Source organism: Pseudomonas sp. NBRC 111119, from assembly GCF_001320125.1.
GTDB lineage: Bacteria > Pseudomonadota > Gammaproteobacteria > Pseudomonadales > Pseudomonadaceae > Aquipseudomonas > Aquipseudomonas parafulva.
Genome location: NZ_BCAV01000030.1, coordinates 111,124 through 123,183, shown reverse-complemented (window position 1 = coordinate 123,183; position 12,060 = coordinate 111,124). Strand labels below are relative to the sequence as shown.

Genomic DNA, 12,060 nt, shown 5'->3' with positions numbered 1-12,060 from the left:
CTTGTGCCCATAGCTTTCGAAGTTGCGCAGGGTGCCGCCCGGGATGCAGCCTTCGGCCAGGTAGTGTTCTACGCCAGGCAGGCGTGGAACAGCGGCGTAGTCCAGGTGCGCCGTGAGGCCGCTGCCTTCTGCCAGCTCAACCAGGTGGCCAAGCAGGCCGAACCCGGTGACGTCGGTCATGGCCTTCACGCCGTCGAGCTTGCCGAAACGGCTGCCGGGGGTGTTGAGGGTACACATCCAGTCACGGGCCAGGCCCCGGTCCTGATCGCGCAGCTTGGCTTTTTTCTCGGCGGTGGTGAGGATGCCGATGCCCAGCGGTTTGGTCAGGTACAGGCGGCAACCTGCCGTGGCGGTGTCGTTGCGCTTGAGGTGGCGCTTGCTGACCACGCCGGTGACGGCCAGGCCGAAAATGGGCTCGGGCGCGTCGATGGAGTGCCCGCCGGCCAATGGAATGCCCGCTTCGGTACACACTGCACGGCCCCCGCGAATGACTTCGCGGGCGACTTCTGGCGGCAGCACGTTGACTGGCCAGCCAAGAATGGCGATGGCCATCAACGGGTCGCCGCCCATGGCGTAGATATCGCTGATGGCGTTGGTGGCTGCAATGCGCCCGAAATCGTACGGGTCATCGACGATCGGCATGAAGAAGTCGGTGGTCGACACCACGCCACGCTCATCGTCCAGCGCGTACACCGCCGCATCGTCGCGCGAGGCATTGCCCACCCACAGCTTGGGGTCCAGCGCCTGGGCGCCGCTTTCGGCAAGGATCACGTCCAGCACCTTGGGGGAAATCTTGCAGCCACAGCCGGCGCCATGGCTGTACTGGGTCAGGCGAATTGGCTCGCTCATGTGCACCTCGGCAGCTCAAAGTATGGCGCGATTGTAGCAAAGCTGGCCTTTGAGCCCGGGCCTCTTATAATCCGTTGGGCGGCCGCTCGCCCCTCAACTGGAGAATACCCATGCTCAAACGTCCCCTGGCGCTCGCCGCCGGCCTTGTGCTGTCCTGCTGCACTGTTGTCGCCCAGGCGGCGGAAACCCTGCGCGTCAGCGCCATCCCGGATGAAGCGCCAACCGAACTGCAGCGCAAGTTCAAGCCGTTGGGCGAGTACCTGGGCAAGCAGTTGGGCATGGACGTGAAGTTCGTCCCCGTGGCCGACTACCCGGCCGTTGTCGAGTCGCTGGCATCCGGCCGGCTGGACCTCGCCTGGCTGGGCGGTTTCACCTTTGTCCAGGTATACCTCAAGGACCCGACCGCCACCCCGCTGGTGCAGCGTGAGCAGGATGCCCAGTTCACGTCCAAGTTCATCACTGCCAACCCTGACGTGAAGAGCCTGGCCGACCTCAAGGGCAAATCCTTTGCCTTCGGCTCCATTTCCTCCACCTCCGGCAGCCTGATGCCGCGCTACTTCATGCTCAAGCAGGACAACATCAAGCCCGAGGGCTACTTCAGCCGGGTGGCCTATTCCGGTGCCCACGACGCCACCGTGGCCTGGGTGCAGGCGGGCAAGGTGGACGGCGGCGTGCTGAACGCCAGCGTGTGGCAGAAGCTGGTGGATGCCGGCAAGGTGGATACCAGCAAGGTCCGTGTGTTCGCTACCACGCCGACCTACTTCGACTACAACTGGACGGTGCGCGGCAACATGGACCCTGCGCTCAAGCAGAAGATCAAGCAGGCCTTCCTCGACCTGGACCCGGCCAACCCCGAGCAGAAGGCCATTCTGGACCTGCAGGCCGCCAGCCGCTTCATCGAGACCAAACCTGAAAACTACCAGGGCACTGAACAGGCTGCCCGCGAGGCCGGCCTGCTCAAGTGATGGCGGCTACGACTTCGGCGCTGGCAGTGCAACTGCACGGCGCCGGCTTGCGGCACGCCGCAGTGCGGGCGCTGGACGGCGTAAGCCTGGCAATCCGGCAAGGTGAGCGGGTGGCCATCATTGGCCCCTCGGGTGCCGGCAAGTCCAGCTTGCTGCACCTGATGGCCTCTGCGGTGCCGCCCAGCAGCGGTAGCCTGCACGTGCTCGGCGAGCAGCCTTGGGCGCTGTCTGCCAGGGCGCGCCAACGCCTGCGCGCCCAGGTGGGTTTGGTGCACCAGGCGCCGCCGCTGCCACCTCGCCAGCGCGTGGTCACGGCCGTACTCGCCGGTCGCCTCGGTCAATGGGGCGTGCTGCGGGGTTTGTTCAACCTGCTGTACCCCAGTGATATCCCCGGTGCACGCCGGGTGCTGGCCGAACTGGGCCTGGCTGACAAACTGTTCGTGCAGTGCGGGCAATTGTCAGGCGGGCAGTTGCAGCGGGTAGGCATTGCCCGCGCCCTGTACCAGCAACCCCGGCTGCTGCTGGCCGATGAACCGGTGTCGGCGATGGACCCGATGCTGGCCGACCACAGCCTGGCCTTGCTCAACCGCCATGCCCAGGCCAACGGCGTGACGCTGGTGGCGAGCCTGCATGCCGTGGAACTTGCACTGGCGCACTTCCCGCGGGTGATTGGCATCCGCGATGGCCACGTGCTGTTCGACTGCCCGGCCGAAGCGGTCAGCGAACAACTGCTCAATGACTTGTACGCCAACGAGCACTTGGCGCCGGCGCCTGACCAGCCAGCACCCTTTTCTGTGCAGATGCCTCGATGTTGAAGGCTGATGCGCGCGACCCTGCATTGCTGCCGCGTTTGCTGCTTGGCTTGCTGGCAGTGGTGGTGCTGTGGCCCGGCATCCAGCTGAGTGAACTCAACCCCAGCGTGCTGCTGCAGGCGGAAAACCGTCAGCAGATCGCCAGCTTTACGGCTGCGTTCTGGCCGCCCACCCATGATGCGCAGTTCATGGCACTGCTGCTGGACGCCACCCTGCAGACCTTGGCTGTCGCCACTGCCGGTATGGCCATGGCACTGTTGCTTGCAGCACCGGCAGCGTTACTGGCCAGCCGGGCACTGTCGTTGCGTGCCGCTTCCAGCAATGGGTGCAGGGCCGGGTGGTCGCGGTGGGTGCGCATGCCGGTGCGTGGAGTACTGATCTTTCTGCGCAGCGTGCCGGAAATTGTCTGGGCGCTGTTGTTCGTAAGGGCAGTGGGGTTGGGGCCGACAGCGGGGGTGCTGGCTATCGCTATTACCTACAGCGGCATGCTGGGCAAGGTCTATGCCGAGATTTTCGAATCGGTGGATCAGCGGCCGGCCCACGCGCTGCTGCATGCGGGTGCGGGGCGGCTGAGCGCGTTTTTCTACGGCATCCTGCCCAATGCGGCCGCTGAGGTGGTGTCGTATACCGTTTACCGTTGGGAATGCGCTATCCGCGCTTCAGTGGTGATGGGCTTTGTGGGGGCAGGGGGCCTGGGCCAGCAGATCGACCTGTCGATGCGGATGTTCGCTGGCGCCGAGGTGGCGAGCATGCTGCTGACATTCCTGGTACTGGTCATGTTGGCCGACGGTTTCAGCCGCCTGTTGCGCTGGAGGCTGACATGAACCGGCTGATCAACCTGGGGCTGGTCGCGGCGATTTTGGCGGCGGTGGTCGCGTCTTTCGCCTACCTCGGCTTGGATTTCCAGGCGCTGGTAGGTAACGGCGGCCTGGGGCAGATGGGCGAGTACGCCGGGCGTTTCCTGTACCCGGACCTGTCCGCCGGGCACGTGGGGGCGGTTGCCTACGGTGCGCTGGAAACCTTGGCCATGTCGGGCATGGGCACGTTGCTGGCGGTGGTGCTGGGGCTTCTGCTGGCCCTGCCTGCAGCCGGCCGCTTCGGGTGGCCGTTGCAGGCGGTGGCGCGGCTGCTGCTCAATGCTTTGCGTGCCATCCCGGAATTGGTGTGGGCGGCGCTGACGGTGCTGGCTGCAGGGCTAGGCCCCAACGCCGGTACCCTGGCCTTGGCCCTGCACACGGCGGGGGTGTTGGGCCGGCTGTTTGCCGAGGCGCTGGAAAACGCCCCCCCGGAACCCGCGGCGGCTATCCGGCTGCAGGGGGGTAGCCAGGTGGCTGCGTTCTGCTTCGGCACCTTGCCCAACCTGTGGCCGCAGCTGCTGGCATACAGCCTGTACCGCTGGGAAAACAACATCCGCATGGCCAGCGTGCTGGGGTTCGTTGGGGCGGGCGGGTTGGGGCAGATGCTGTACACCACCCTCAGCCTGTTCCAGGAGGCGCAGGCCAGCACGGTGATCCTGGGCATGCTGGTGCTGGTGTTTCTGGTGGATGCCTTGAGCGATGTGTTGCGCCAGCGTTATGTGCGTGGCGGCAGGTGAGTGGGGGTTGCCCTGCTCGCCCTGCGCCACCCCGGTTGTGCAAAGAGTATCAGGCAGTCACTGCCTCAGCGGACTGCGCGCCGCGCTGCATCGACTCCAGGTTCCGCTCGATGGTCTCGCAGATGGTGTCCATCTGGATCTGATGCTCGCTGAAGCGGAACGGGCTCTGCAGGTCGGTGCCGATGCGCTCGATGGCCAGCAGCATGAAGCCCACCACAGTAGACGCCAGCGGCGTGAACCATTCCAGCGACTCTACCAACCCCACCGGCACAATCAGGCAGAACAGGGTAATGAACAGCCGTGGAAAGTACACGTAGGGGTAGGGCAGGGGCGTATTGGCGATACGTTCCATGCCGCCCTGGGCATTGGACAAGTCCACCAGTGTCGACTCCAGGCGCGCCAGGCGAATGCTGTCCAGGCGCCCAGCCTGGTATTCACGTGCCAGCAGGGCAGCGGAGCCACTGACGATGTCGTTGGCGAAGTTGTTGGAGCGCGTGCGCCGCTCGAACTCCGCCTCGGGGATGAATGCGCCCAGTTCGTCCGCGCATTTTTCGCCCCTCAGCTGGGCCGCCAGGCAATTCACATAGGCAATATGCCGGCGCAGCAGGGTAGCCTTGACCGGGTTGAGGCCGTCTTCGGGGTCATCGATCAAGGTCAGCGTCTGCCGGGCGAAGCTACGCGAGCTGTTCACCAGGGCGCCCCACAATGTCCGTGCCTCCCACCAGCGGTTGTAGGCGCTGCTGTTGCGAAAGCTCACCAGTACCACCAGGGCCGAGCCTAGCAGGGTCAGCGGGATCAGCGGCAAGGTGAACTTGCTGTTGAAGAACAGCATGAAATCAATGGTGACCAGCACGTCCCAGATCAGCAGCCAGAACAGTGACCAGCCGATGTAGCCAATGGTCTTCACTGCCAGGCGATACTTGCGAATGATGACGTCTTTCAAATGGCGCACCTCAAACGTTTCAGTGTGCTGGATGGGACGTCGGGCAGTGGCGAAGGTTCGCAGGCTTGGTGTTGCAAACCATGTTCGCGCCACACCCTCACACCTGCGTCGCATTTCGTCCAACAGGTTTGCCCGCCTCGGCTCGATAGTGGCACAATGCCTTGTATCGAATGGCTGCCCATGCCCACGCTGCGTGGCCCGTCCGATGCATCTTCAGGGCAGCATTCCTTCGGTACCCCGCCATGAACCAGCGCACAGGCAAAGGCCTTTCTTTCGCCAGACGCATGTATGCCCCCCGCGCCATCGGTACCGGTCTCGGCTTTTTTTGTGTACTGATCGGGATTTTCCCCCTGCAGCCTGCCGGCTGGGTGTGGGCACTGCTGTTTGCCCACGGCTTTGTCTGGCCGCACCTGGCCTATCAGCTTGCCCGCCGCTCCGGCGAACCGTTCCGCACCGAGCAACGCAACCTGGTCTTCGATGGCTTTGCCGGCGGCTGCTGGGCGGGCGTGATGGGGCTCAACCCACTGCCCAGCGTCATCATCCTGTCGATGATCGCCATGGACAAGATCGCTGCAGGCGGCTGGCACATGCTGTTCAAAACCTTGGCAGCCCAGGCAGCCGGCATCGCGTTGGGGCTGTGGCTGTATGAGCCGCCACTGTTCCCAGCCACCACCCAGGCGCAGATGCTGGCGTGCCTGCCAATACTGCTGATCTACCCCATGGCCATTGGCCTGATCTGTTATCAGGTGACCGTTCAGCTTGGCAAGCATAAGCGCGCCCTGGCCCGCCTCAGCCAGACCGATGCGCTGACCGGCTTGAGCAACCATGGTGCGTGGAAGGCATTGCTGCTGAGCGAATTCGAGCGTTGCCAGGCCGGGGGCGGCGGCAATTGCCTGGCGCTGATCGATGTCGACCATTTCAAGCAGGTCAATGACCGTTACGGCCACCTGGTTGGCGACAAGATCCTGCGGGTCATCAGTGCCACCCTGTCGCTGCACCTGCGCAAGCGCGACCCGGCAGCGCGCTATGGCGGTGATGAGTTCTGCGTGATGCTGCCCGAAACCACTGCCGCCCAGGCGCGTGAAGTGCTGGAGCGCCTGCGCCTGGCGGTGGAAGCCTTCCGCGACCCGGCGCTGCCAGAGCTGGCGTTGAGCCTGAGCATTGGCGTGGCACCGTATGAGCCGCATATGGACAATGCCGAAGCCTGGCTGCATGCGGCGGACATGGCCCTGTACGGCGCCAAGCATGCCGGGCGCAACTGCATCATGTTGGCGCCCGCCACCCCGCAGCCGGCCTGATCAGGACTTGGCCGCGACGGCCACGTAGCCTTTCACCGACCGCGGTGCCCCGGGCTTGGCCTTGTGTGCCAGCAGGTACTGGTAGCGGCGCCATTCCTTGTCGATTTCGCTGAACGACATGAACACGCTGACCCGGTCCTTGCCGGCCAGGTCCGGCCGCTTGGCCGCGTCGATCTCGCGGGTGGGGATGATCGCGACGTTGATGCCAACCACATTGCCGTCATCGGCGAACACTGGCCCGCCAGACATACCTTTGGTGATCGGGCCATCATGCACCGAATAAAACACGCTGCCGGGCGTGCCATCCAGGCGCACCAGCGACGAAAGCGCATGGCCCTTGCCTTGCACCGGCATCATCAGGCTGTTGAAACCCACTGCCGTAACGGCTTCGCCTGGCACGTACTGGCGCCAATGCGGCACTGCGCTGGCTTTGTGCTTGAAGAACACCACATCCCCCAGGCCCTCGTGCACCACGTTGCGCAGGAAGGGGGTGTGCTTGGCAGTGACGGCGTAATCGTCGTTCCACTGTATGGCGCTGGCCATCAGCAGCATGGGCAGCGGCGCACCGGAGGTGACCACGAAGGCTTGGCTGTAGACAGGGTCTGAAACGTAGGACGTAGGCATTCCATTGCACCCACTGAGCAGCATCATTGCCGCCATGCAGGGCGCGATTGTCTTCATGGTTCACACGGAAGTGAGAGGGAAGGGTGCCGCAATATGGCTAAATGCCATTACTGAAGCAATACATTCGGCATATATCCGACGAATGTAAGCTTATGGACTAGTGTGGCCACTGGCCAATAGGCTTCCTGCATGGTTGTGCGGGGGGAAAATCAATAGCCTGGCGCCAGAGGCCGCGCAGGGGGCTGGCTGTGGAGCGGGCAAAAAAAAACCGACCACTAGGTCGGTTTTTTCCGGATTTTGGTGCCCCGAGGGAGACTCGAACTCCCACTCCTTTCGAAAACGGATTTTGAATCCGCCGCGTCTACCAATTCCGCCATCAGGGCGTGGCGCGCAGTATAGAGAGGTGCCGCTGGTCGGTCAATCGGCTTTCATGGTCAATTTTCACACATTGGGCTAAACTTCCCGGCCCTGCCGAACCGAACATCATCATGCGCGTCGCCGATTTCTCCTTCGAACTCCCTGATTCCCTGATCGCCCGCCACCCGCTGGCCGAGCGCCATGGCAGCCGTCTGCTGGTACTCGATGGGCCAACCGGCGCGCTTGCGCACCGGCAATTTCCCGACCTGCTCGAATACCTGCGCCCCGGCGACCTGATGGTGTTCAACAACACACGGGTCATTCCGGCACGGCTGTTCGGCCAGAAGGCGTCGGGCGGCAAGCTCGAAATGCTGGTGGAGCGGGTGCTGGACAGCCACCGTGTGCTGGCCCATGTGCGCGCCAGCAAAGCGCCCAAAGTGGGTACGGTCATTTTGCTGGAAGGCGGCGGTGAAGCCGAGATGGTCGCCCGCCACGACACGTTGTTCGAGCTGCGCTTCACTGAAGAAGTGCTGCCGCTGCTCGACCGGGTCGGCCACATGCCCCTGCCGCCCTACATCGACCGCCCCGACGAAGGCGCGGACCGTGAGCGCTACCAGACCGTCTATGCCGAGCGCGCCGGCGCCGTTGCCGCGCCCACTGCAGGCTTGCACTTCGATGAGGCCCTGCTGGCGCAAATTGCCGCCATGGGCGTAGAGCGTGCCTTCGTCACCCTGCACGTAGGGGCCGGCACCTTCCAGCCGGTACGGGTGGACAACATCGAAGACCACCACATGCATAAAGAGTGGCTCGAAGTGAGCCAGGATGTGGTCGATGCCATCGAGGCGTGCCGCGCCCGTGGCGGGCGGGTAATCGCAGTCGGTACAACCAGCGTGCGCTCGCTGGAAAGCGCAGCCCGTGATGGCGTGCTCAAGCCGTTCAGCGGCGACACCGACATCTTTATCTACCCGGGCCGCCCGTTCCATGTGGTAGACGCCCTGGTCACCAATTTCCACCTGCCCGAGTCCACGTTGCTGATGCTGGTCTCGGCCTTTGCCGGCTACCCCCAGACCATGGCTGCCTACGCGGCGGCGGTCGAGCAGGGGTACCGCTTCTTCAGTTACGGTGATGCCATGTTCATCACCCGCAATCCGGCGCCACGCGGGCCCGAGGATCAAGCATGAGTCGCACCTGTCGAATGTCCTTCGAACTGCTGGCCACCGACGGCAAGGCCCGTCGGGGCCGCATCACCTTCCCCCGTGGCACCGTCGAAACCCCGGCGTTCATGCCGGTGGGCACCTATGGCACGGTCAAGGGCATGCTGCCCCGCGACATTGAGGCGATCGGCGCCGAGATGATCCTGGGCAACACCTTCCACCTGTGGCTGCGCCCGGGCACCGAGGTGATCAAGAAGCACAACGGCCTGCACGACTTCATGCAGTGGAAAGGCCCGATTCTTACCGATTCCGGTGGTTTCCAGGTGTTCAGCCTGGGGGCCATGCGCAAGATCAAGGAAGAGGGCGTGACCTTCGCCTCGCCGGTGGACGGCTCCAAAGTGTTCATGGGCCCTGAAGAATCCATGCAGGTGCAGCGTGACCTGGGCTCTGACGTGGTGATGATCTTCGACGAGTGCACCCCGTACCCGGCCGAGCACGACATTGCCCGTACCTCCATGGAGCTGTCGCTGCGCTGGGCCCAGCGTTCGAAGAATGCCCACGCCGACAACACGGCGGCGCTGTTCGGCATCGTCCAGGGCGGCATGTACCAGGACCTGCGCATGCGCTCGCTGGAAGGCCTGGAGAACATTGGTTTCGACGGCCTGGCCATTGGTGGCCTGTCGGTGGGCGAACCCAAGCACGAGATGATCAAGGTGCTGGATTACCTGCCAGGCCAGATGCCTGCTGACAAACCTCGTTACCTTATGGGGGTAGGCAAACCGGAAGATCTCGTTGAGGGTGTGCGCCGCGGCGTCGACATGTTCGACTGCGTGATGCCAACGCGTAACGCACGTAACGGCCATCTGTTTGTCGATACAGGGGTGATCAAGATCCGCAACGCGTTCCATCGTCATGATGAATCGCCGCTGGACCCGACCTGTGATTGCTACACCTGCAGCAACTTCTCCCGCGCGTATCTGCACCACTTGGACAAGTGCGGCGAAATGCTGAGCAGCATGCTGAATACCATCCACAACTTGCGCCATTACCAGCGCTTGATGGCCGGTTTACGCGAGGCTATTCAACAGGGTAAATTGGCCGCCTTTGTCGACGCCTTCTACGCCAAGCGCGGGCTGCCTGTGCCGCCCTTGGACTGACTGTTTGCATCCATTATTAGAACATTGCATTAGGAGTGCCCAATGAGCTTCTTCATCCCCGCCGCGTACGCGGACGCTGCTGCACCTGCCGCTGGCCCTGCCGGCACCGGTTTCGAGTGGATCTTCCTGGTCGGCTTCCTGGTCATCTTCTACCTGATGATCTGGCGCCCGCAGGCCAAGCGTGCCAAAGAGCAGAAGAACCTGCTGGGCAACTTGCAAAAAGGTGACGAAGTTGTCACCAACGGCGGTATCGCCGGCAAGATCGTCAAGGTGTCCGATGATTTCGTGGTGCTGGAAGTGTCCGACACTGTCGAACTGAAGTTCCAGAAGGGTGCCATTGCGGCCACCCTGCCAAAAGGTACGCTCAAGGCTATCTGAGTTACCGGTTTCATTTTTCCAGTCGGGGCGCGCAACGCGCCCCGCGTCTTGAACGGGCGGCGTGATGCTGAACAAATACCCTCTGTGGAAATACGCACTGATCCTGGTGGTACTGGCGATCGGTTTTATTTATTCCGCTCCCAACCTCTACCCGGATGATCCGGCTGTACAGATCAGTGGTGCCAGCTCGGCGCTGCAGGTCAGTCAGGCCGACCTCGATCGCGTCAGCAAAGCGCTGGTCGATGCCAATATCACCGTAAAAGGCACCAGCCTGGGTGAGAAGGGCAGTGGCCTGATCCGTCTGACCAACCAGGAAGACCAGCTGCCAGCCAAGGATGTAGTGCGCAAGGCGCTGGGCGATGACTACGTCGTGGCCCTGAACCTGGCCCAGACCACGCCGACGTGGCTGCGCAACCTGGGTGCCAGCCCGATGAAGCTGGGCCTGGACCTGTCCGGTGGTGTGCACTTCCTGCTGGAAGTGGACATGGACAAGGCCATGAGCGCCCGCATGAAAGTCTACGAAGGCGAGGTCAAGACCTTGCTGCGTAAGGAGCGCATACGCTACCGCAGCCTGCCGCAGCAGGATGGCGGCATCATGTTGGGCTTCTCCGACGACGCGACCCGCGAACAGGCACGTGCCCTGGTACGCAAGAATTTCAGCGATTTCGACCTGACCACCACCGAGCGTAACGACCTCGCTGTGCTGCGCCTGGCGCTTACCCAGGCCAAGGTCGCCGAAATCCGCGAATACTCCATCAAGCAGAACCTCACCACCGTGCGTAACCGGGTCAACGAACTGGGTGTCGCCGAGCCGCTGGTACAGCGCCAGGGCGCCAACCGTATCGTGGTCGAGCTGCCGGGTGTGCAGGACACTGCCGAAGCCAAGCGTATCCTGGGTAAAACCGCCAACCTGGAGTTCCGCTTCGGTGCCGAGCCAGGCGCTTCCAAGGCCACCACCGAGGTGTTCGAGTTCCGTGAAGGTGGCCGTTCTGCCCCTGTCGAGCGTGGCTTGATCATCACCGGCGACCAGGTGACCGATGCCCAGGCCAGCTTCGACGAGCACGGCCGCCCACAGGTGAACATTCGCCTGGATGGCCACGGTGGCGAGCTGATGAGCCGCGCCACGCGTAGCAACGTGGGCCGCAGCATGGCGGTGATCTTCATCGAGCAGAAACCGATCACCCGCTACGTCAAGCAAACTGTCGATGGCGTCGAGAAAGACGTCGCGGTGCAGAGCTTCCAGGAAGAGAAAAAGATCATCAGCCTGGCGACCATCCAGTCGCCGCTGGGCAGCCAGTTCCGCATCACCGGCCTCAACGGCCAGGGTGAGTCGTCGGAACTGGCACTGCTGCTGCGCGCCGGTGGTCTGGCGGCGCCGATGTACTTCGCTGAAGAACGTACCATTGGCCCAAGCCTGGGTGCCGACAACATCACCAAGGGCATCGACGCGTCGCTGTGGGGCATGTTGTTCGTCTCGCTGTTCATCATCGCCATCTACCGCGGCTTCGGCGTGATCGCCACCATCGCCTTGGCGGGCAACATGGTGTTGCTGCTGGCGTTGATGTCGCTGCTGGGCGCCACGCTGACCCTGCCGGGTATCGCCGGTATCGTGTTGACCATGGGTATGGCGGTGGACGCCAACGTGTTGATCTTCTCGCGTATCCGCGAAGAGCTCAAAGCCGGCATGTCGGTGCAGCGCGCCATTCACGAAGGTTTCAACCGCGCCTATACCGCGATCATCGACGCCAACCTGACCAGCCTGCTGGTGGGCGGCATCCTGTTCGCCATGGGTACCGGCCCGGTCAAGGGCTTTGCGGTCACCATGTCCCTCGGGATTTTCACCTCGATGTTCACCGCCGTCATGGTGACCCGTGCAATGGTCAACCTGACCTGCGGCGGGCGTGACATCAAGAAGCTGTGGGTATGAGG

Annotated in this window: 12 protein-coding genes and 1 tRNA gene; 9 read left to right on the top strand and 4 right to left on the bottom strand. The window is 63.2% G+C overall.

Annotated elements, in window-relative coordinates; genetic code table 11:
- Nucleotides 1-849: selenide, water dikinase SelD (selD, locus tag APH25_RS13435; RefSeq protein WP_060482263.1), on the bottom strand; the 849-nt coding region annotated here is incomplete at its 3' end.
- Between the two features lie 110 nt (nucleotides 850-959).
- Between selD and APH25_RS13430 the strand changes: the two genes are divergently transcribed.
- From APH25_RS13430 to phnE, 4 genes are read left to right on the top strand one after another with little or no spacing between them, the layout of a single operon-like run.
- On the top strand, nucleotides 960-1,814 hold the full coding sequence (locus APH25_RS13430) for a putative selenate ABC transporter substrate-binding protein (protein ID WP_060482262.1): 855 nt from the start codon (nucleotides 960-962) through the stop codon (nucleotides 1,812-1,814).
- Entirely contained in the window at nucleotides 1,814-2,629 is an 816-nt protein-coding gene (locus APH25_RS13425) for a phosphonate ABC transporter ATP-binding protein (protein ID WP_082428296.1), read from the top strand. Before APH25_RS13430 ends, APH25_RS13425 begins: the two co-directional genes overlap by 1 nt.
- Nucleotides 2,623-3,450, top strand: a complete 828-nt coding sequence (locus APH25_RS13420; protein ID WP_060482261.1) for an ABC transporter permease — start codon at nucleotides 2,623-2,625, stop codon at nucleotides 3,448-3,450. Before APH25_RS13425 ends, APH25_RS13420 begins: the two co-directional genes overlap by 7 nt.
- Nucleotides 3,447-4,220 carry a phosphonate ABC transporter, permease protein PhnE gene (phnE, locus tag APH25_RS13415; RefSeq protein ID WP_060482260.1) on the top strand — a complete coding sequence of 258 codons (774 nt, stop codon included), beginning with the start codon at nucleotides 3,447-3,449 and terminating at the stop codon, nucleotides 4,218-4,220. The genes APH25_RS13420 and phnE overlap by 4 nt, the downstream gene beginning before the upstream one ends.
- A 49-nt stretch (nucleotides 4,221-4,269) precedes the next feature.
- On the opposite strand, the gene APH25_RS13410 is transcribed toward phnE, so the two are convergent.
- The gene (locus APH25_RS13410; protein ID WP_060482259.1) at nucleotides 4,270-5,163 is read right to left on the bottom strand and encodes a bestrophin family protein; all 894 of its coding nucleotides are present in this window, start codon (nucleotides 5,161-5,163) and stop codon (nucleotides 4,270-4,272) included.
- Nucleotides 5,164-5,405: 242 nt separating this feature from the next.
- On the opposite strand from APH25_RS13410, the gene APH25_RS13405 reads away from it, so the two are divergent.
- On the top strand, nucleotides 5,406-6,461 hold the full coding sequence (locus tag APH25_RS13405; RefSeq protein WP_060482258.1) for a diguanylate cyclase: 1,056 nt from the start codon (nucleotides 5,406-5,408) through the stop codon (nucleotides 6,459-6,461).
- On the opposite strand, the gene APH25_RS13400 is transcribed toward APH25_RS13405, so the two are convergent.
- The gene (locus tag APH25_RS13400) at nucleotides 6,462-7,109 is read right to left on the bottom strand and encodes a trypsin-like peptidase domain-containing protein (protein WP_060482257.1); all 648 of its coding nucleotides are present in this window, start codon (nucleotides 7,107-7,109) and stop codon (nucleotides 6,462-6,464) included.
- A 274-nt stretch (nucleotides 7,110-7,383) separates the two neighbouring features.
- Nucleotides 7,384-7,468: transfer RNA gene (locus tag APH25_RS13395), tRNA-Leu, on the bottom strand.
- A gap of 105 nt (nucleotides 7,469-7,573) precedes the next feature.
- On the opposite strand from APH25_RS13395, the gene queA reads away from it, so the two are divergent.
- The 4 genes from queA to secD all read left to right on the top strand — a co-directional run bounded on the left by queA (nucleotide 7,574) and on the right by secD (nucleotide 12,058).
- Nucleotides 7,574-8,623 (top strand): tRNA preQ1(34) S-adenosylmethionine ribosyltransferase-isomerase QueA, encoded by a 1,050-nt coding sequence (gene queA, locus APH25_RS13390; protein WP_060482256.1) that lies wholly within the window; start codon nucleotides 7,574-7,576, stop codon nucleotides 8,621-8,623.
- Nucleotides 8,624-8,637: 14 nt separating this feature from the next.
- On the top strand, nucleotides 8,638-9,753 hold the full coding sequence (tgt, locus tag APH25_RS13385; RefSeq protein WP_161629574.1) for a tRNA guanosine(34) transglycosylase Tgt: 1,116 nt from the start codon (nucleotides 8,638-8,640) through the stop codon (nucleotides 9,751-9,753).
- 42 nt (nucleotides 9,754-9,795) lie between these two features.
- On the top strand, nucleotides 9,796-10,131 hold the full coding sequence (gene yajC / locus APH25_RS13380; RefSeq protein WP_016484964.1) for a preprotein translocase subunit YajC: 336 nt from the start codon (nucleotides 9,796-9,798) through the stop codon (nucleotides 10,129-10,131).
- Nucleotides 10,132-10,195: 64 nt separating this feature from the next.
- On the top strand, nucleotides 10,196-12,058 hold the full coding sequence (secD, locus tag APH25_RS13375; RefSeq protein ID WP_060482255.1) for a protein translocase subunit SecD: 1,863 nt from the start codon (nucleotides 10,196-10,198) through the stop codon (nucleotides 12,056-12,058).
- Nucleotides 12,059-12,060 lie beyond the last annotated feature (2 nt).